Origin of the sequence: Streptomyces sp. NPDC001848 (assembly GCF_042891915.1) — a bacterium.
Taxonomy (GTDB): Bacteria; Actinomycetota; Actinomycetes; order Streptomycetales; family Streptomycetaceae; genus Streptomyces.
Map to the genome: position 1 here is coordinate 165,138 of NZ_JBIATP010000010.1, position 18,063 is coordinate 183,200.

An 18,063-nucleotide genomic window follows, 5' to 3' on the forward strand; every position below is an offset into this window, starting at 1 on the left:
AGCCGAACGGCCCTGAAGGTCAGGCCTGCTCGCCCTCGGCGGCCGGAGCCTCCGCAGCCGGAGCCTCGGCCGGCTTCTCGGCCTCGGCGGCAGGGGCCTCCTCGGCCTTCTTCTCGCCCTCGAGCAGGTCACGCTCCCACTCGGCGAGCGGCTCGCCGGCGGCCTTCTCGCCCTTGCCCTCGGCGGCCACGCCGGAACGGGCGATGAGGCCCTCGGCGACGGCGTCGGCGATCACACGGGTGAGCAGGGTGACGGAGCGGATCGCGTCGTCGTTGCCCGGGATCTTGTAGTCGACCTCGTCGGGGTCGCAGTTGGTGTCGAGGATGGCGACGACCGGGATGTTGAGCTTCCGAGCCTCACCGACCGCGATGTGCTCCTTCTTGGTGTCCACGATCCAGACGGCGCTCGGCACCTTCTGCATCTCGCGGATACCGCCGAGGGTCTTCTCCAGCTTGGCCTTCTCGCGGGAGAGGACCAGGAGCTCCTTCTTGGTCAGACCGGAGGACGCGACGTCCTCGAAGTCGATCTGCTCGAGCTCCTTCAGGCGCTGCAGACGCTTGTAGACGGTCGAGAAGTTGGTGAGCATGCCGCCCAGCCAGCGCTGGTTGACGTACGGCATGCCGACGCGCGTCGCCTGCTCGGCGATGGCCTCCTGCGCCTGCTTCTTGGTGCCGACGAACATGACCGTGCCGCCGTGGGCGACGGTCTCCTTGACGAACTCGTAGGCGCGGTCGATGTACGACAGCGACTGGAGCAGGTCGATGATGTAGATGCCGTTGCGCTCGGTGAAGATGAAGCGCTTCATCTTCGGGTTCCAGCGACGGGTCTGGTGACCGAAGTGGACGCCGCTCTCCAGCAGCTCCCGCATCGTGACGACGGCCATGGCCGTTCTCCTTGTGTTTTCTCGGTTGTTCCTGACGCCCGCGTGCGCCGTGCCGCGAAGGACCGAGGAGGCGCTGACACCGGCCCGCGAGGGCCCGTGTCGGGGCGTGCGAAGTCGACCCGGTGACCCGGATCGCCACAAGAAGTGTACGGGACCGCCGGGGTGGAGGGTGACGCCGCTGTCCACAACCGGTCAGTTGTCCACAGGTTCCGGCAGGTCCGCCCATCGCCCGGCACGGTACCCCCATGCGAACGAAACGAAGTGTGCGGACCTGGCCGGCGGCACTGCTGCTGGTCATGGCGGGAGTCCCGGCCTCGGCGGCGTGGGCGGGCGGCGGGCCCTCGGCCACGGTGTCGCCGTCGGCCCGGGGGCCGTGGACAGCGGTGCCCGCGGCGGCCCGGGGGCCTTCGCCGGGGGCGCCCGCGCCCGGCGCGGGTGCTTCGGTGCCGGCCGTGGGCCGTCTGTGGCCGGTGGGTGTGCGCCCCACGGTGGTACGGGGCTGGGAGCCCCCGGCGACTCCGTACGGACCGGGCCACCGGGGCGTGGACCTGGCGGCAGCCGCGGGGGATCCGGTGCGGGCGGTCGCCGCCGGGCGGGTGACGTTCGCGGGCCGGGTGGCGGGACGGGGCGTGGTCGCGGTCGACCTGACGGGCACCGGCGACCCACCGCTGCGCACGACGTACGAGCCGGTGCGCGCGTCGGTACGGGAAGGTGACGAGGTGGACCCGGGCGACGTACTGGGCGTACTGGAACCATCGACGGCCCACTGCCCGGGCCCGTGCCTGCACTGGGGCCTGCGCCGGGGCGAGACGTACCTGGACCCGCTGTCACTGCTTCCGCCGTGGCTGCTGCGTGCGGGGCCGTCTCGGCTGCTGCCTGTGGAGGGGGTGCCTGTGCCTGTGGCGGGGCCGTAGGTGGCGGCTGGTGACCGGGTGGGGGGTGGGGGGAGGGGGAGGGGGAGGGGGAGGGGGAGGGGGAGGGGGCGGGGGAATCAGCCCCGGATGCCGCGCAGGGCCATCGCCACCGCCACCTCCGTGATCGCCACCGGATCCTCCGCCGCGCCCAGTTCGATACGCCGTACCGCCGCGTCGACGACGCCCTGGAGCAGCATCGCGGCGAGTCGGGGTTCGCGGTGGCCCAGGTCGCGCAGGGCTTCGACGATCATCGCGACGAGACCCCCGTGCGCCGCCCTGATCTTCTCGCGGGCCCCGGCGTCGAGTTCGCTGGCCGAGATGGCCACCACGGCCCGGTGCCGCCGGTCCCCCACGAGGGCGAGCTGCCGCCGTACATACGCCTCGATCTTGGCCTCGGGGCCTTCGGCCGCCGCCATCGCCGCCTCGACCTCCGCCGCCCACACGGGGAAGTCGACCGCGCACAGCTCCTCGACGACGGCCGCGCGGGAGCGGAAGTACTCGTAGACCGAGGAGCGGGCGAGGCCCGTGCGCTCGGCGAGGGCCGGGAAGGTCAGTGCCTCCGTGCCTCCCTCGGACAGCAGGGACCGTGCCGCGTCCAGCAGGGCGGCTCGCTGCATCGACCGGTGCTCGGCCACGGAGGCCGCTCGAATCCTTGGCACGTCCACCACTGTACGGACGCACCGACCCCGACGGCAGTCACTCCGGCCACACGCGCCGGTGACGGGATCGCGCCTCAGCGGCCGAAGGCGGCCAGCTTGGCCCGTAGCTGCAGGACCGACTTCGTGTGGATCTGGCTCACCCGGCTCTCGGTCACGCCGAGCACGTTGCCGATCTCGGCCAGCGTGAGCCCCTCGTAGTAGTAGAGCGTGACCACGGTCTTCTCCCGCTCGGGCAGCGTGTTGATGGCTCGCGCCAGGAACCTGCGCAGTTCCCGGTCCTCGGCCACCTCGACCGGGTTGTCGGCGGCGGTGTCCTCCAGCGTGTCCATGAAGCTCAGCCCGTCCCCGTCCTCACCGCCCACGTGCAGCAGTTCTTCCAGGGCGACCACGTTGGCGAGTGACAGCTGGCTGAAGACGGCATGGAGCTCCTCCACGCCGATGCCCATCTCCGCGGCCACCTCCGGCTCGGTGGGCGTCCGCCTCAGGCGCGCCTCCAGGGTCGCGTACGCCCGTTCCACGCTGCGTGCCTTCTGCCGTACCGATCGTGGGATCCAGTCCAGGGCCCGCAGTTCGTCGATCATGGCGCCCCGGATGCGGGTGATCGCGTATGTCTCGAACTTGATCTCCCGGTCGATGTCGAACTTCTCGATCGCGTCGATCAGCCCGAAGACACCCGATGACACGAAGTCCGCCTGGTCCACGTTGGCCGGCAGGCCGACGCTCACCCGGCCGGCCACGTATTTGACCAACGGTGAGTAGTGCAGGATCAGCTGCTCCCGCAACCGCTCGTCCCCCGTCTCCTTGTACGACCGCCACAACTCGTCGAGCGTCGAGGGAGCGGGCGGGCGCACGCTGCCGCCGTCACGGGCGGCTGGGGGAAGCGCCGCCCGGTCGGACCCGGAGGTGTGCTGGGGCATTCGTCGCCTTGTGCCGTTCTGCAGTGAACTGGTGATACCTGGGTGAGCTGTCGGTCTGGTGCCGGGATGGCCTGTCTGAGTCGGAACCTCGTGAGCGTAGCGTGACTGTGGTGTCGCAGTGTGCGAAGGGCAGCGGATCACCCCTGCGCGATCGGGCCGTGTGGGGCGGTTGTCGTGGCCGCCGTGGTAGCCCTCTGTGATCGCCGGAAAGGGTCAACTGCGGGAAACGCCAAGGCTGTCGGGGGTCGCCCGGACGGCCGACACACGCTCGGTCAGCGCGGGAGGTGATCTTGTCGACCGGCTGTGATCGCCTGGCGTGTCAACTTCCAGCCGTCGCCGTGTCGTTCGACGTATCCAAGTGATCGGAGTTCGTACAGTCTCCCGACCGCGTCGTCCTGGGTCGTCTGCGCGCCGCGCGCGATGGCGTGCGCGGAGGCGGTGCCGTGTGCGGGCAGAGCGGCCAGGACGCGTCGGGCGGCGGGTTCCAGCAGGTCGCGGGGCAGGACGGGGCCGCGTCGGTCCGGGGCGAGCTCGCCCATGTCGCCGACGAGTTCCACGACGTCCGCGGCGTCGGTGACGAGTACGGCGTCGCCGCGCAGCAGTTCGTGCACGCCGGCCGAGAGTGCGCTGGTGGCGGGTCCGGGGACGCCTATGACGAAGCGGCCGAGCCGCCCTGCGGCACGTGCGGTGACCAGGGAGCCGCTGCGGTGGGCGGCTTCGACGACGACGGTGCCGCGGGTGAGTGCGGCGATGATCCGGTTGCGGACGATGAACCGGCTCGGTGTCGGATGCTCTCCGGGCGGCAGCTCGCCCACGACGAGCCCCTGCTCGGCGATCCTGCCGATCAGCCGGCTGTGTCCGCGCGGGTAGGGCCGGTCGACGCCGCAGGCGAGGACGGCGACGGTGGCGCCCGTGGCCCCGAGGACGCCCCGGTGGGCGGCGCCGTCGATGCCGTAGGCACCCCCGGACACGACGACCCAGCCGCGCTCGGCGAGGTCGGCGGCGAGGGTGGCCGCGATGTGTGCGCCGTACTCGGTGCAGGCGCGGGCGCCGACGACGGCGACGGACTTCAGGGCCCACATGCGCAGGCTGGGCCGCCCTCGCACCCACAGTCCGATGGGGCGGGCGTCCCCGAGGTCGTCGAGTTGGGCCGGCCACTCGGCGCTCCCGGGGCACACGAACCTCATCCCGGCCTCGCGGGCGGCGGCCCAGTCCCGTTCCGGCTCGGCCGCCGCGGCCCGCGCGAGGAGCCCTGTCCAGCGTTTGTCGGTCACTCCTGGCAGCCTCCTGCCGCCTTCGCATAACCGTCGGGCCAGTTCCCTGGGGCCGTGTTCGCGCAGCCAGCGGCCGGCGGCCTCGTCTCCGGGTTCGATGACCCGGGTGAGGAAGATCCGGGCGAGGGTTTCGGCGTCCGGGGTGCTGTCCTCGTTCATGCGGGTGCTCCGATCGTCATCGGCACGCCCCTCGGGACGCCGGTGCGCAGTTGCAGTGCCAGGGCGACGTCCGTGGCGTTCGGCCGGTCGTGGCCGATGAGGTCGGCGACCGTCCAGGCCACGCGGAGCACGCGGTCGAGGCCTCGGGCGGTGAGGAGGCCGCGTTCCAGGTTGCGCTCGGCCTCGTCCATGGCGCCGGGTGCGACGTGCCAGCGGTTGCGCAGTTCGCGTCCCGGTACTTCGCTGTTGGTTCGCCAGGGGGTGTCGGCGAGGCGGGCTGCCGCTCGCTGTCTGGCGGCGCGGACGCGGTCGGCGACGGTGGCGGTGGTCTCACCGCGGGCGCCGCGGTCGGTGAGTTGGGCCCGGGTGACGGGGTCGACCTCGACGCGCAGGTCGACCCGGTCGAGGAGGGGGCCGGAGAGCCGGGCCTGGTAGCGGCGGATTGCCGAGGGTGGGCATTCGCACTGGGTTTCGCGCTGGGAGAAGCGTCCGCAGGGGCAGGGATTGGCGGCGAGCACCATGAGGAACCTGGCGGGGAACCGTACGACGCCGGCGCTGCGGGCGATCACGACGTGCCCGGACTCCAGGGGTTGTCGCAGGGCGTCCAGGGCGTGGCTGCTGAACTCGGGGGTTTCGTCGAGGAAGAGGACTCCTCGGTGGGCGAGTGACACGGCGCCGGGCCGGGCGACGCCGGGGCCGCCTCCGACGAGGGCCTGCATGGTGGCCGAGTGGTGCGGGGCGCAGTAGGGGGCGATGTCGATCAGGGGTTTGCCGGGTGGGAGCAGGCCCGCCACCGAGTGCACCGCGGTGACTTCCAGCGATTCCTGCCTGTCGAGCCGGGGCAGGATGGTGGGCAGCCGTTCCGCGAGCATGGTCTTGCCGGCGCCGGGTGGGCCTTCGAGGAAGAGGTGGTGGCCGCCGGCCGCGGCCACCTCGACCGCGGTGCGGGCCGAGTTCTGGCCGACGACGTCGGCGAGGTCGTGGGCGGTGTCGTGCTGTGCGGCGCCCACGCTGTGCATTCCGGTGGCGGCTCCGGTGCCCGGGACGCGCAGGCCTGCGAGGAGGGGATCGGGGCGGCCTTCCATGTCCGGCTCCTCGTCGGGTACGGGCTCGTCGGCGAGGAGGGCGATGAGTTGCCGCAGGCTGCGGACGCCGAGCACGGACACGCCGGGGACGAGTGAGGCCTCGGCGGCGGCGCATTCCGGCACGACCACTTGTTCGTAGCCGGCGTCGGCGGCGGCCAGGACGGCGGGCAGGATGCCGCGGACCGGGCGGACCCGTCCGTCCAGGCCCAGTTCGCCGATCATGACGATGTCGGCGAGGACCCGGGGGTCGATCCGTTCGGCGGCGCCGAGGACCGCACAGGCGACGGCGAGGTCGAATCCGCTGCCGGCCTTGGGTACGGAGGCGGGGCTGAGTCCGACGGTGAGCTTCTTCTGGGGCCATTCGGCGCCCGAGTTGACCACGGCGGCCCGGACCCGGTCGCGGCTTTCCGTGAGGCTTTTGTCGGGTAGGCCCACGAGGGTGAACGCGGCGACGCCTGGTTCGAGGTCGGCCTGGACCTCGACGACCACGCCTTCGACGCCGACGAGGGCCACGGAGCAGGTGCGTGCGAAGCCCATGTCAGGCCACCCCTCGCGCGTGCTGGACGGCGGGTGCGCCGCGCTCGGGGAGCAGGACGCCGATCAGGTCGATGCGGACGCCTCCTGGTGGGGCGCCGCCGTGGGCCTGGATCCAGTGTTCGGCGAGGTCGCGCAGCCGCTCGGCCTTCTGCGGGGTCACGGCGGCCATCGGATGCTCGAAGGAGCCGCCCCTGCGGGTTTTCACCTCGCAGACGACCAGGACGTCGCCGTCCCTGGCGACGATGTCGATCTCGCCGTTTCTGCCGTCGCGCCAGTTGCGCTCCAGGATGGTCATCCCGGCCGCGGTGAGGCGTCGGGCGGCGAGGTTCTCTCCGTACCTGCCGAGTGCGTTGCGTGCCTGGTGTGTGGTCATGTCGGCACCACCTCCGGCGCCAACCGTCACGCATCGGGCTCCACCGGATGGATCTTGGTGGACTACTCGGCGGTTGTGGAAAACTCCGTCACCCACACGGGTGACATAGCGGGCGGGGTGCTCAGCCGCCCGGCAGCTCCAGGTCGCTCTTGTTCAGCTCCTCGATGTTCACGTCCTTGAATGTGAGGACGCGTACCTGTTTGACGAAACGGGCGGGCCGGTACATGTCCCACACCCAGGCGTCCGCCATGGACACCTCGAAGAACACCTCGCCCTGGACCGAGTGCACCTGCATCTCGTAGTCGTTGGTGAGGTAGAAGCGCCGTTCGGTCTCGATCACGTATTTGAACAGACCGACGACATCGCGGTACTCCCGGTAGAGCTTGAGCTCCATCTCGGTCTCGTACTTCTCGAGGTCCTCGGCGCTCATGGCATGTTCCCCTTCAGCCGTGCGATCCCCCCATTGTGCGCCACTCCTGTGAGGCCCTAGACGATTTCCGTGTCCAGGGTCACAGGTCCGGCGGGAGGACCTTCGTCGAGCAGTGTGCGCAGCAGCTCGGCGAGTCTCTTCGGATACACCGTCTCATGTGCCTCGGCCAGTTCTCCGCACGTCCACCACCGTGCTCCCGCGACACTGCTTTTTTCCAGTTCCGTGAGATTCGGCTCGGCCGTGGCGGTCTGGGTCGTACGGGCCAGGTAGTACCACTCGTCCTGGTCCCAGCGGCGGCCGGCGAAGGGGAACGAGCATCTGCGCCGCCACAGCACGGGGCCCAGCTCGACGTCCGTGATGCCGGTTTCCTCGGCCACTTCCCGCAGCGCGGCCTGCTCGCGCGTCTCGTCCCCCTCGACGCCGCCGCCGGGAGTGAACCACCAGTCGTCCGCCGGGTTCTCCGGCTCATGGCCGTGGAGCAGCAGGATGCGGTCGTCGGGGTCCAGCAGAATCACCCGGGCCACCTTGCGCGGCCCGGTGGCGCCCGGCTCGTCCGGCGACGCGGGCGCGGGCGGGGAGGCCTCAGCGGGCACGGGCCGGCTCCGTCCGTACCGCGGTGCCGCGCCTGCGTCCCGCGCGCCCGGCGATCGGTCCGTAGGCCGCGCCTCCCAGGACCAGCACCGCACCCGCCACGATCACGCCGAGGACCAGCCGCAGCGGCCCGGGCGACGAGATCGGACCCAGTGCCTCGAAGCCCGTGGGGCGCGCCAGCATGCCGTGCATCGGCCACACCACGGCGTCCACACGGGCGTCCACCGCGGTGCGCGGCACCGTGCCGTTGAAGGCCTCCGTGAGGTGGGCGGAGGAGTCCAGGGAGCCGCTGCGCTCGTCGCCGAGCACGAACAGCCGGTCCTCGGGGACCGTGATGGTGGGGATGGTCTTGAACTCGGCGGGTTCGCCCTTGACGAGGTAGGACTCGTCGATCTGCTTGCCGTTGACGGTCAGCTTGCCGTGGGTGCAGCAGCCGACGGTGTCGCCGCCGACCGCCACGACCCGCTTGACCAGCGGCATGTTGCCCCACGTCGTCTGGCGGAAGACGATGACGTCGCCGCGCCGGATGTCGGCGCCGTCGACGCGCTGTGCGAGGACCCGGTCGCCGGCGGCGATCGTGGGGGACATGGAGTTGGTGGGCACGGTGTAGGGCTGGTAGACGATCGCGCCCCAGACGAACCCGCCGAGGAAGAGCACACAGCCGAGGGCCACGGCCAGCCCCGACAGCCTGCTGCCGAGCCGTCCGCGGCCCTTGTCCGCACGACCAGTCCCGCTCATTCCCACAGCTCCCCAGGTCGGAGAATCGATCCAGCGGCCACAGCCGGGCCGCGGAAGATCGGCGATCTGGGACGGCACCCTACCCGGCGGTACCGCTGCCGGAAACCCGCGGGTTTCCGTCGGTAAGGCGTGCGGTGAGGCGGCGCCTGCGCCACACCACCAGCGGCACGGCGCCGACCAGGCCGAGGGCGGAGGGTGCCACCGTGTTCAGGCCCTGGTCGAAGGTGTCGGGGATGGGCAGCGTGTCCCAGCGGGTGGGCGGCCAGGCGATCACGATGGCGCGGCCCACGACGTTCCCCACCGGCACGAAGCCCCGGAACTTGTCCTGCTGGTGGTAGCGGGAGTCGAGCGAGTTCTGCCGGTGGTCGCCCATGACCCAGATTTTGCCCGGCGGGACCGTGACCTTGAACTGGCCGCCCTGGTCGTCGACGCTGCAGGGGGTGTTGCCCGGGTACACGTACGGCTCGTTGAGCGGCTTGCCGTTGACCAGCAGCGGGCCGGTGCCCTTGCACTCGATGGTGTCGCCGCCGACGCCGATGACACGCTTGATGAGGTCCTTCTCCTCGGCGGACGGCATCAGGCCGATCCAGCTCAGCGCCGTCTGCAGGGCGTTGGGCGTGCTGGTGGGCTCGCCGGCCAGCCAGTTGTCCGGGTCGTGGAAGACCACGACCTCGCCGCGCGAGGGCTTCGAGCCGAACCACGGGGTCAGCTTGTCGACGAGGACGCGGTCGCCCTGCTGGAGGGTGTTCTGCATCGAGTCCGAGGGGATCGAGAACGCCTGCACCAGGAACGTCTTGATCAGCAGCGCGAGCACCAGCGCGATACCGATGAGGAGCGGAAGTTCCTTCCAGAAGGAGCGCTGCTTCTTGGGGCCGCCGCCCTGTCCGTCGCTCTCCCGCGCGCCGTGCACCGGGGCGTCACTCCCGGAGCCGACGTGCTCTTCCGCGGCCGGGGCAGCCGCCTCGTCGGGTCGCTCCGGCCTCTCCTCGGGACCCTCGTGTCCGGACCGTGCGCCGACCGCCAAATCCCCCACATCCACTCCTCACTCCGTACCGCCGCCGGCGCCCCTGTCGACGCAGGCCCACCACTCCCATAACGAGCGGGAGTTCCGCAGGGCTCGGGAGGGGGATCAATCCGTATCGATCCGCGGAGGCCACCCTATGCGACGGACCGAGTGCGCTCGTCGCACCGCCCGGCACCGACGCGTAAGTGTCCGGCTCCTTCAGTCGGGTCCAGTGCCCAATGGGCCAGGCGATAACCATGGCGCGGCCTACGACGGACTCCTCCGAGACAGTACCGCCGTACGGCTCGTTGCGGTGGTAGCGCGAGTCGGCCGAGTTGGCCCGGTGGTCGCCCATCACCCACAGCCGGCCCGGTGGCACGGTCTCCGAGAACGAGAAGTCCGAAGGTTTGTTCCCCGGGTGAATGTACGGCTCGTTCAGCGGCATGCCGTTGACCGTGACGCGCCCCTGGGTGTCGCAGCACTTCACCGTGTCCCCGCCGACCGCGATCACCCGTTTGATGAGGTCCTTGTCGTTGTCGGACGGCAGCAGGCCGATCCAGGTGAGCCCTTCCTTGACCTGCTTGACGACGATGGGGTCGTTCTTCTTGGGCGTCTTCTCCCCGGCGAGCCAGTCGCCGGGGTCCCGGAAGACGACGACGTCACCGCGCTGCGGCTTGGAGCCGAACCACGGGGTGAGCTTGTCGACGAGGACGCGGTCGCCGATCTGGATCGTGTTCTCCATCGAGCCCGACGGGATGACGAACGCCTGCACGAGGAAGGTCTTCAGGACCAGTGCTATGAGGACGGCGACACCGACGAGGAGCGGTATCTCCTTGACGGCGGAACGCCTCCTCTTCCGCTTCACCTTGCGCTGGAGCTTGCGCCGCTCGGCACGGCTGCGTCCGGTGGGGGCCCCGCCGGCGGCGCGCCGCGCGCCGGTGGGCAGCAGGTTCTGCGTGGCGGTGTCGGACGGCACACCGCGCGGCTTGCCCCGGTTACCCATGCGCACCGCCCGCTGTGGCCGGCGCTTTCGCCTCCGGGGCGTTCGCGCCGGGCGCGGGGACGCGTGCGTAGGCGCCGGGGCGGGTGAGGTGCTTGAGGTGCGCGGCGGGCCAGACCACCCAGTCGGCCCGCCCGATCACGGCGCCGACGGGGACCATGCCGCCGCCCGGGGAGCCGAGGTGGTCCCGGGAGTCGCTGGATCGACTGCGGTGGTCGCCGAGGACGAAGAGCGTGCCGTCGGGCACGACGACGTCGAAGGAGACGTCGGACGGGCTGTTGCCGGGGTAAAGAAACGACGACTCGTCGACCGACCGGCCGTTCACCTCGAGCCTCCCCTCCTTGTCGCAGCAGACCACGTGGTCTCCCCCCACACCTACTACCCGTTTGACGTAGTCGGCGTTCCCGAAGTACCCGGTGCCGTCGAACACGACGATGTCGCCTCGCTGCGGCTTCGATCCGAAACGGTACGCCAACTTATTTACGAGAACGCGGTCCCCGATCCTCAATCCGCGCTCCATGGAACCGCTCGGAATGTCGAACGGCTGCGTCACAAACGTGCCGAGGGTCAGGAGGAACAACAGGCAGGCCAGGGCGGTCAGGGTGATCCGGCCACCGGGCAGCCAGTCGGCCGCCCGGGGCAGCAACGCGGAACGCGACCGTTCCTCCGGCCCCGCCGTGTCCGAGGTCTCCTCGGGCCGAGTGGGGTGGGAGGAGCGGTCGCGCTCCAGGTGCTGTGCTTCGGTGTCCATCGGGGGCAGATGCTATCCGGCCCCCTTGTGAACTCCCTCAGGCGCTCAGTTCTCGCGCTTCTCCTTGATCTTCGCGGCCTTGCCGCGCAGGTCGCGCAGGTAGTACAGCTTGGCGCGACGCACGTCACCCTTGGTGACGAGCTCGATCTTCTCCACGATCGGGGTGTGCACCGGGAAGGTGCGCTCGACGCCGACGGAGAAGGAGACCTTGCGGACCGTGAAGGTCTCGCGCACGCCGGAGCCCTGGCGGCGGATCACGACGCCCTTGAACTGCTGCACACGGGAGCGGTTGCCCTCGATGACGCGGACGTGGACGTTGACGGTGTCACCGGGACGGAAGGCCGGGATGTCGCTGCGCAGCGACGCGGCGTCGACGGAGTCGAGCAGGTGAGACATTTCGTCTGCTTTCTTCGCCGATGCCACAGGTCATCGACGGTAGGTAGGTTTTCGGTGAGTAAGCCGTGGTCCGCGTCGGGGCGGGCGTCGTATCCCCCTGTGGCAGGGGCGCGCGCCGGACGGCGGACAACAGCGCACTATTCTTCCACGCCGTCCGGCCTGCGCCAAAATCGGCCGTACGGCTTGCCGTCGGGGTCCGGTGCCCAGCCCAGGATGGAGAGCATCTCGCGGTCCTTCCTGTCGAAGGCGGCGGGGTCGCAGCGCTCGATCAGGTCGGGCCGGTTGGCCGTGGTGCGCTTCAGGGCCTCGTCGCGGCGCCAGCGGGCGATCTTCCCGTGGTGGCCGCTGAGCAGCACTTCCGGGATGCTCCGGCCGCGCCAGGCGGGCGGCTTGGTGTAGACGGGGCCCTCCAGGAGGTTCGCCATCGCGCCGGGCGCGAAGGAGTCGTCCCGGTGGGACTCGGCGTTGCCGAGGACTCCGGGCAGCAGCCGGGCCACCGCCTCGGTGACGACGAGGACGGCCGCCTCGCCGCCGGCGAGGACGTAGTCACCGATGGACACCTCGTACACCGGTATCCGGGTGGCGTACTCGTCGACGACGCGACGGTCGATGCCCTCGTAGCGGGCGGGCGTGAAGATCAGCCACGGGCGCTCGGAGAGTTCGACGGCGAGCTTCTGGGTGAAGGGGCGGCCGCTGGGGGTCGGCACGATGAGCGCGGGCTCGTGGGAGCCGGTCTCGTAGCCGTCGGCGAGTATCTCGTCCAGGGCGTCGCCCCAGGGCTCGGTCTTCATGACCATGCCGGGTCCGCCGCCGTACGGCGTGTCGTCGACGGTGTTGTGCCGGTCGTACGTCCACGAGCGCAGGTCGTGCACATGGACGTCGAGCTGTCCACGCGCGCGTGCCTTGCCGACGAGGGAGACGTTCAGCGGCTCCAGGTACTCGGGGAAGATCGTGACGACGTCGAGTCTCATGCGCCCTCGTCCCTCGGCGAGGCGATCTCCGCGCGGTCGTCGATCAGTCCCGGCGGGGGGTCGATGACGGCTCGCTGCTCCTCGAGATCGATCTGCGTGACGATCTCCTGGACGAACGGGATCATCACCTCGGTCCCGTCGGGGCGCTCGACCACGAACAGGTCCTGCGTGGGCAGGTGGGAGATCTCGGTGATACGGCCGACCTCGACGCCGTCCTCGGTCACCACGTCCAGGTCGATGAGCTGGTGGTCGTAGTACTCGTCCTCACCCTCGGGCAGTTCGTCGGGGTCGACCTCGGCGATCAGCAGGGTGTTGCGCAGCGCCTCGGCGGCGTTGCGGTCCCGCACGCCCTCGAAGCGCAGGAGCAGGCGGCCGCTGTGCACCCGGCCGGTCTCGATGGTCAGCGGCCCGGCCGAGGCGGGGTCGGTGGCCAGTACGGCGCCGGGGGCGAGCCTGAGCTCCGGCTCGTCGGTACGTACCTCCACGGTGACCTCGCCCCTGACCCCGTGGGCGCGGCCGATCCGTGCGACTACCAGCTGCACTGTGCTTGATCTCCTGTCATACGACTACGGGCCGGGGACGGCCCAGTGGCCCTCCCCGGCCCGAGCCGGTGCTGCGTTGGTTCAGCGGACGTGGTCCACGTCGACGAGGTCGACCCGGACGCCGCGGCCGCCGATGGCGCCCACGACGGTGCGCAGAGCACGTGCGGTGCGACCGTTGCGGCCGATCACCTTGCCGAGGTCGTCGGGGTGGACCCGAACCTCGAGCACACGCCCGCGACGCAGGGTGCGCGAGGCCACCTGCACATCGTCAGGGTTGTCGACGATGCCCTTCACGAGGTGCTCGAGAGCCTCCTCGAGCATGCTCAGGCCTCGGTCGACTCAGACGCAGAGGACTCGGCCGGGGCCTCGTCCTTCTTCTCGGCCTTCTTCTTCTGGGTGATCGCCTCGCCCTTGCCCTCGTCCTCGCCGCTGATGGCCTCGAACGACGGACGCGCGGCCTTGGTCTCCGGCTGCAGCAGCGGCGCCGGGGCGGGCTCGCCCTTGAACTTCTGCCAGTCGCCGGTCTTCTTGAGGATGGCGAGCACGGGCTCGGTCGGCTGGGCGCCGACACCGAGCCAGTACGCCACGCGCTCGGCGTCGACCTCGATCACCGACGGGTTGTACGTCGGGTGGTACTTGCCGATCTCCTCGATGGCCCGGCCGTCACGGCGGGTGCGGGAGTCGGCGACGACGATGCGGTAGTGAGGCGAACGGATCTTGCCCAGACGCTTCAGCTTGATCTTGACTGCCACGGGAGTGGGTTCTCCTGGATTTGACGTGGTTGGGCACGGCGGAGCGGCCGCGTGGGGTTGCGGTACCCGAGTGCCCGATGGACGCGTCAGCCGGAGGAGAGAGGGGTCCTGTGCGGCTGTCGAGTACAGCTAGCCATTGTGCCATACCCTGCGGGCCCCCTTTGGCCGAGGGGCGCGGTCCGCAGGCGTGCGGGCATGACGAAGGGACATCCGGCGCCGGGTCCCCCGGGCGTTGGTCACGCCGCCCGGCGCTCACGGATGCCTGGGCGCAAGCGAGGTACGGCCGCCACGAGCAGCCGTCGGCTCAGCTTGCCGCCGCCCCCACCGGCTCCGGGATGCGGAACGGCTTTCCGCAGCCGCCGCACACGATCGGGGCCTGGGCCAGGACCGAGGGGACCACGCGGACGTTGCGACCGCAGTCGCAGACCGCCTTGACGCGGACGCCGCCTCCCGAGGAGCCGTGGCGGGCGGCCGGGCCCCGGAACGTGCGGGCCGTGTCGGCGGCCGTCGCCTGCGAGTGGGCCTTGAGCGCGCGCTGGAGCCGCTCGATCGTGGGGCGGTAGCGTCGCTTCGCCTCGGGGTTGAGCGTGACCAGGGAGAAACCGCTGCTCGGGTGCGGCTCCTCGGGGTGGTCCAGGCCCAGCTCCTCGGCGATCGCGAGGAATCTGCGGTTGTGGTAGCGGCCGGCACGGGAGGTGTCGCGCACTCCGCGCGCGGCGGCGATGCCGTGGACTGCTTCGTGGAGCAGTCGCTCGAAGGAGAGTTCGTGCCCGCAGGCGGACGACGACTCTCCGATCAGTGACTCGGGCGCGGCAAGATCGGGCAGCTCGGGGTGGTACCGCTGAATGTCGGCCCACGCCTGTGCCAGCTCTGCGGCGAGAACAGGTGGTGTCGTGCTCACGTAATGACAACGAGCCTGAGTGCCCCCGTGTTCCTATTCCGGGGCATCCCAAATAATTTGCACGTACCCGTCAGTTGCCGCTGATGCGTCCTGACGAGGGCGGGTGCGCCGAACTGCGGAGAAGCCTCACAGCTCATCCCAAGCTGGTGCGTAGCCACCTCTACGGTCCGGCGCGTACGAGAACTCCGCACGCCGGGGTTCATGTGGTCCGCGGATGCGCAAGAGGCGTTTCGGCCGCTCCTGGCCCGCCGTCCACCATCTCAGTAAGCGCGCGCCGCGCCGGCGACGTTACCGGGTGCGTCGTCGGCGCCGGGAACCGGCCCGTCCTCGGCGACGAGACACCGTACGGTCACCGCGTGTTCGGCCGGCCCGGGCCCGCCCATCACGCAAAGGCGGAAGCCCTCCGTCCCGGGCGTGGAACGGGTGCTTTCGCCGTGGAGCGATGGCACGGAAACCCCTGTGTGCCCGGTGAGTCATGGGCCGCCGGGGCGGACCAGGGGCGCGCGGACGGCGCACACGAGTACCCCCACGACCCCTGGACGCCACGACGGGCGCGGAGTTTCCTGGCATACGGAGGCCATACGGGGGTCACGGGGGCCGAGTGCGAGGGCACGTCACGGGGGACGGCATCGTCAGACAGCGGCAACTCTTGGCGGATTGGGGCGCTTTCGATGACACCTACGCCCGTGCGGCAGCACCTCTCCCACGCGGGCGCGGTTCCTCGCGTGGACCGGCGTGCACGCGCGCGTGACTGGGCGGAGATTCAGGAGCGGATGCTGGTGCCGCTCTACGAGGCCGTCTACGAGCGGCTGGAAGTGGGGTCCGCGACGCGGCTGCTGGGGCTCGGGTGCGGTACGGGACTGGCGCTGCTGATGGCGGCGTCCCGGGGCGCGTCGGTCACCGGTGTGGACTGCGGGGCGTGCGAACGGCTGGCGCTCGCGCGCGAGCGGCTGGGGACCGCACCGTGGGGCGCGCGTACGTGTGCCGGTGCCCGGATCGTCGACGGCTCGCCACGGGACGCGGCGCCCGCACCGGATGAGCCGGCGTACAACCTGGTGACCGCGTTCGAGCCGATCGGCTGTGCGGCCGGTGATGCCGAGACCCTTGAGCGGCAGTTGGTGGCGGCGGCGCGGTTCACGGAGCACGGCGCGCCCGTGGTGCTCGCCGGGTGGGGTCCGCCGGAGCGGTGCAGCACCGCGTCCGTCCTGCGTGTCGCCGCGAAACTGGCCGATCCCGAAAGCGGAGGGGCCGGTTGGCGGCCGGCGCGACGCGACGACCTGGAGGAGACCGCGCAGCGCTGCGGGCTCAGGCCGGACGGATCGGGGCGGGTGGCCTGCCCCTTCGGGTACGCCGACCTGGACAGTGCGCTGCGGGGGATGCTGTCGACGGGGTTGTTCGACGCGGCAATCGCCGCGACGGACCAGGAGCAGGTCGACAAGGAGCTCACGGAGGCGCTGCATCCGCACCGCCGGGCGGACGGCACGGTGTGGATGCCGAACGTCTTCCGCTACCTGATCGCACGCACCCCCTAGACGACGCGCCGGGGGCGCCCCTTCGCAGAGGGGCGCCCCCGGTGTCGTATCCGGGGAAGTGCGTCAGCCCATGAACTTCTTGAACTCGTCCGGCAGCTCGAATTCCTGACCGCCCTGCTGCGGCAGGCCGAAGGCGCCGCCGCCCTGCGCCGCGGCGGCGCGGCGGGCGGCCTCCTCCTGTTCCTGCTGCTTGCGCTTCATCGGGTTGCCGGAGCGCTGCTTGCCCTTGGCCTTCTTCTGCTGCTTCCTGGCGCGGCCGGGGCCGCCGCCCATGCCCGGGATCCCCGGCATGCCGGGCATGCCGCCGCCCTGGGCCATGCGGGACATCATCTTGCGGGCCTCGAAGAACCGCTCGACGAGGTTCTTCACGGCGCTGACCTCGACACCGGAACCCTTGGCGATGCGGGCGCGGCGCGAGCCGTTGATGATCGTCGGGTCCTGGCGCTCGCCCGGGGTCATCGACTTGATGATCGCGGCGGTGCGGTCGACGTCGCGCTCGTCGATGTTGTTGATCTGGTCCTTGATCTGGCCCATGCCTGGCAGCATCCCGAGCAGCTTGGAGATGGAGCCCATCTTCCTGACCTGCTCCATCTGGGCCAGGAAGTCGTCGAGGGTGAAGTCCTGGCCCTTCTTGGACGCCAGCTTGGAGGCCATCTTCTCGGCCTCTTCCTGGCTGAACGTCTTCTCCGCCTGCTCGATCAGGGTGAGCAGGTCACCCATGTCGAGGATGCGGGAGGCCATCCGGTCCGGGTGGAAGGCGTCGAAGTCCTCGAGCTTCTCGCCGTTCGACGCGAACATGATCGGCTTGCCGGTGATCTGGCGGATCGACAGGGCCGCACCACCACGGGCGTCACCGTCGAGCTTGGACAGCACCACACCGTCGAAGCCGACGCCGTCACGGAAGGCCTCCGCGGTGTTCACGGCGTCCTGACCGATCATGGCGTCGACGACGAACAGGATCTCGTCCGGGGAGACCGCGTCCCGGATGTCCGCGGCCTGCTGCATCATCTCCTGGTCGATGCCGAGGCGGCCCGCGGTGTCCACGATCACGATGTCGTGGAGCTTCTGCCTGGCGAAGTCGATGGAGTCCTTGGCGACCTTGACCGGGTCGCCGACGCCGTTGCCCGGCTCCGGCGCGTAGACGGCGACGCCGGCGCGGTCGGCGACGACGCTGAGCTGGTTGACCGCGTTCGGGCGCTGGAGGTCGGCGGCGACCAGGAGCGGGGAGTGGCCCTGCTCCTTGAGCCACTTGCCGAGCTTGCCCGCGAGGGTGGTCTTACCGGCACCCTGCAGACCCGCGAGCATGATCACGGTCGGGGGCTGCTTGGCGAAGCGGAGACGGCGGGTCTCGCCGCCGAGGATGGTGACCAGCTCGTCGTTGACGATCTTGAGGACCTGCTGGGCGGGGTTCAGCGCCCGGGAGACCTCGGCGCCGAGGGCGCGCTCCTTGACGTTCTTGATGAAGGTGCGGACCACGGGCAGGGCCACGTCGGCCTCGAGGAGCGCGATGCGGATTTCGCGCGCCGTGGCGTCGATGTCCGCCTCGGAGAGCCTGCCTTTCCCGCGGAGGCTTTTGAAAGTCGCGCTGAGGCGGTCGGAGAGGGTGTCGAACACGGCGGCGTCGGTCCTCGGGGTCGGGGTCGTCTTGGGCTGCC

21 protein-coding genes are annotated in these 18,063 nt (G+C 70.7%); 2 read left to right on the forward strand and 19 right to left on the reverse strand.

Going from position 1 to position 18,063, the window contains the following annotated elements:
• Positions 1-19: 19 nt before the first annotated feature.
• Positions 20-883 (reverse strand): 30S ribosomal protein S2, encoded by an 864-nt coding sequence (gene rpsB / locus ACFYZJ_RS21805; RefSeq protein WP_388570528.1) that lies wholly within the window; start codon positions 881-883, stop codon positions 20-22.
• Positions 884-1,128: 245 nt separating this feature from the next.
• Here rpsB and ACFYZJ_RS21810 point away from each other — a divergent pair, with 245 nt between their 5' ends.
• Positions 1,129-1,797: a murein hydrolase activator EnvC family protein gene (locus tag ACFYZJ_RS21810; RefSeq protein ID WP_388570530.1), complete on the forward strand. Its 669-nt coding sequence runs from the start codon at positions 1,129-1,131 to the stop codon at positions 1,795-1,797.
• Between the two features lie 77 nt (positions 1,798-1,874).
• Here ACFYZJ_RS21810 and ACFYZJ_RS21815 read toward each other — a convergent pair whose 3' ends face one another.
• From ACFYZJ_RS21815 to ACFYZJ_RS21895, 17 genes are all read right to left on the reverse strand, one after another.
• Positions 1,875-2,432, reverse strand: coding sequence for a TetR/AcrR family transcriptional regulator (locus ACFYZJ_RS21815; RefSeq protein WP_388570775.1), 558 nt, complete (start codon positions 2,430-2,432; stop codon positions 1,875-1,877).
• Positions 2,433-2,530: 98 nt separating this feature from the next.
• Positions 2,531-3,373: an RNA polymerase sigma factor WhiG gene (gene whiG / locus ACFYZJ_RS21820; protein ID WP_388570532.1), complete on the reverse strand. Its 843-nt coding sequence runs from the start codon at positions 3,371-3,373 to the stop codon at positions 2,531-2,533.
• A 272-nt stretch (positions 3,374-3,645) separates the two neighbouring features.
• On the reverse strand, positions 3,646-4,806 hold the full coding sequence (dprA, locus tag ACFYZJ_RS21825; protein ID WP_388570534.1) for a DNA-processing protein DprA: 1,161 nt from the start codon (positions 4,804-4,806) through the stop codon (positions 3,646-3,648).
• Positions 4,803-6,428: a YifB family Mg chelatase-like AAA ATPase gene (locus ACFYZJ_RS21830; protein WP_388570536.1), complete on the reverse strand. Its 1,626-nt coding sequence runs from the start codon at positions 6,426-6,428 to the stop codon at positions 4,803-4,805. Before ACFYZJ_RS21830 ends, dprA begins: the two co-directional genes overlap by 4 nt.
• Before the next feature lies 1 nt (position 6,429).
• The gene (locus ACFYZJ_RS21835) at positions 6,430-6,831 is read right to left on the reverse strand and encodes a YraN family protein (RefSeq protein WP_388570538.1); all 402 of its coding nucleotides are present in this window, start codon (positions 6,829-6,831) and stop codon (positions 6,430-6,432) included.
• A gap of 91 nt (positions 6,832-6,922) precedes the next feature.
• Positions 6,923-7,231 (reverse strand): DUF2469 domain-containing protein, encoded by a 309-nt coding sequence (locus tag ACFYZJ_RS21840; RefSeq protein WP_003965949.1) that lies wholly within the window; start codon positions 7,229-7,231, stop codon positions 6,923-6,925.
• Between the two features lie 56 nt (positions 7,232-7,287).
• A complete protein-coding gene (locus tag ACFYZJ_RS21845; RefSeq protein WP_388570539.1) occupies positions 7,288-7,824 on the reverse strand; it encodes an NUDIX hydrolase in 537 nt (178 codons plus the stop codon).
• Positions 7,814-8,560 carry a signal peptidase I gene (lepB, locus tag ACFYZJ_RS21850; RefSeq protein WP_388570541.1) on the reverse strand — a complete coding sequence of 249 codons (747 nt, stop codon included), beginning with the start codon at positions 8,558-8,560 and terminating at the stop codon, positions 7,814-7,816. Before lepB (ACFYZJ_RS21850) ends, ACFYZJ_RS21845 begins: the two co-directional genes overlap by 11 nt.
• A gap of 79 nt (positions 8,561-8,639) precedes the next feature.
• Entirely contained in the window at positions 8,640-9,593 is a 954-nt protein-coding gene (gene lepB, locus ACFYZJ_RS21855) for a signal peptidase I (RefSeq protein WP_388570543.1), read from the reverse strand.
• Entirely contained in the window at positions 9,478-10,566 is a 1,089-nt protein-coding gene (gene lepB / locus ACFYZJ_RS21860) for a signal peptidase I (protein ID WP_388570544.1), read from the reverse strand. Before lepB (ACFYZJ_RS21860) ends, lepB (ACFYZJ_RS21855) begins: the two co-directional genes overlap by 116 nt.
• Complete coding sequence (gene lepB / locus ACFYZJ_RS21865) at positions 10,559-11,314, reverse strand: signal peptidase I (RefSeq protein WP_388570546.1); 756 nt, start codon at positions 11,312-11,314, stop codon at positions 10,559-10,561. The genes lepB (ACFYZJ_RS21860) and lepB (ACFYZJ_RS21865) overlap by 8 nt, the downstream gene beginning before the upstream one ends.
• A gap of 45 nt (positions 11,315-11,359) precedes the next feature.
• Complete coding sequence (gene rplS / locus ACFYZJ_RS21870) at positions 11,360-11,710, reverse strand: 50S ribosomal protein L19 (RefSeq protein WP_388570548.1); 351 nt, start codon at positions 11,708-11,710, stop codon at positions 11,360-11,362.
• A 137-nt stretch (positions 11,711-11,847) separates the two neighbouring features.
• Positions 11,848-12,681, reverse strand: coding sequence for a tRNA (guanosine(37)-N1)-methyltransferase TrmD (gene trmD / locus ACFYZJ_RS21875; RefSeq protein ID WP_388570550.1), 834 nt, complete (start codon positions 12,679-12,681; stop codon positions 11,848-11,850).
• Positions 12,678-13,223 carry a ribosome maturation factor RimM gene (gene rimM, locus ACFYZJ_RS21880; RefSeq protein WP_388570552.1) on the reverse strand — a complete coding sequence of 182 codons (546 nt, stop codon included), beginning with the start codon at positions 13,221-13,223 and terminating at the stop codon, positions 12,678-12,680. Before rimM ends, trmD begins: the two co-directional genes overlap by 4 nt.
• Before the next feature lie 81 nt (positions 13,224-13,304).
• Entirely contained in the window at positions 13,305-13,544 is a 240-nt protein-coding gene (locus ACFYZJ_RS21885) for an RNA-binding protein (protein ID WP_007384965.1), read from the reverse strand.
• A 2-nt stretch (positions 13,545-13,546) separates the two neighbouring features.
• Entirely contained in the window at positions 13,547-13,975 is a 429-nt protein-coding gene (gene rpsP, locus ACFYZJ_RS21890; protein ID WP_103839965.1) for a 30S ribosomal protein S16, read from the reverse strand.
• Positions 13,976-14,279: 304 nt separating this feature from the next.
• Positions 14,280-14,876 carry a hypothetical protein gene (locus ACFYZJ_RS21895; protein WP_200422616.1) on the reverse strand — a complete coding sequence of 199 codons (597 nt, stop codon included), beginning with the start codon at positions 14,874-14,876 and terminating at the stop codon, positions 14,280-14,282.
• A gap of 671 nt (positions 14,877-15,547) precedes the next feature.
• Between ACFYZJ_RS21895 and ACFYZJ_RS21900 the strand changes: the two genes are divergently transcribed.
• Positions 15,548-16,408, forward strand: coding sequence for an SAM-dependent methyltransferase (locus ACFYZJ_RS21900; RefSeq protein WP_388570554.1), 861 nt, complete (start codon positions 15,548-15,550; stop codon positions 16,406-16,408).
• Positions 16,409-16,471: 63 nt separating this feature from the next.
• Here the strand turns inward: ACFYZJ_RS21900 and ffh are convergent, their stop codons facing one another.
• Positions 16,472-18,022 (reverse strand): signal recognition particle protein, encoded by a 1,551-nt coding sequence (ffh, locus tag ACFYZJ_RS21905; protein WP_388570556.1) that lies wholly within the window; start codon positions 18,020-18,022, stop codon positions 16,472-16,474.
• Positions 18,023-18,063 lie beyond the last annotated feature (41 nt).

What these genes read in the sequence shown, in the direction of transcription:
- rpsB (WP_388570528.1), bottom strand. Translation starts at nt 883, where the DNA reads ATGGCCGTCGTCACGATGCGGGAGCTGCTGGAGAGCGGCGTCCACTTC.
- ACFYZJ_RS21810 (WP_388570530.1), top strand. Translation starts at nt 1,129, where the DNA reads ATGCGAACGAAACGAAGTGTGCGGACCTGGCCGGCGGCACTGCTGCTG.
- whiG (WP_388570532.1), bottom strand. Translation starts at nt 3,373, where the DNA reads ATGCCCCAGCACACCTCCGGGTCCGACCGGGCGGCGCTTCCCCCAGCC.
- dprA (WP_388570534.1), bottom strand. Translation starts at nt 4,806, where the DNA reads ATGAACGAGGACAGCACCCCGGACGCCGAAACCCTCGCCCGGATCTTC.
- ACFYZJ_RS21830 (WP_388570536.1), bottom strand. Translation starts at nt 6,428, where the DNA reads ATGGGCTTCGCACGCACCTGCTCCGTGGCCCTCGTCGGCGTCGAAGGC.
- ACFYZJ_RS21840 (WP_003965949.1), bottom strand. Translation starts at nt 7,231, where the DNA reads ATGAGCGCCGAGGACCTCGAGAAGTACGAGACCGAGATGGAGCTCAAG.
- lepB (WP_388570541.1), bottom strand. Translation starts at nt 8,560, where the DNA reads ATGAGCGGGACTGGTCGTGCGGACAAGGGCCGCGGACGGCTCGGCAGC.
- lepB (WP_388570544.1), bottom strand. Translation starts at nt 10,566, where the DNA reads ATGGGTAACCGGGGCAAGCCGCGCGGTGTGCCGTCCGACACCGCCACG.
- lepB (WP_388570546.1), bottom strand. Translation starts at nt 11,314, where the DNA reads ATGGACACCGAAGCACAGCACCTGGAGCGCGACCGCTCCTCCCACCCC.
- rplS (WP_388570548.1), bottom strand. Translation starts at nt 11,710, where the DNA reads ATGTCTCACCTGCTCGACTCCGTCGACGCCGCGTCGCTGCGCAGCGAC.
- trmD (WP_388570550.1), bottom strand. Translation starts at nt 12,681, where the DNA reads ATGAGACTCGACGTCGTCACGATCTTCCCCGAGTACCTGGAGCCGCTG.
- ACFYZJ_RS21885 (WP_007384965.1), bottom strand. Translation starts at nt 13,544, where the DNA reads ATGCTCGAGGAGGCTCTCGAGCACCTCGTGAAGGGCATCGTCGACAAC.
- ACFYZJ_RS21900 (WP_388570554.1), top strand. Translation starts at nt 15,548, where the DNA reads ATGACACCTACGCCCGTGCGGCAGCACCTCTCCCACGCGGGCGCGGTT.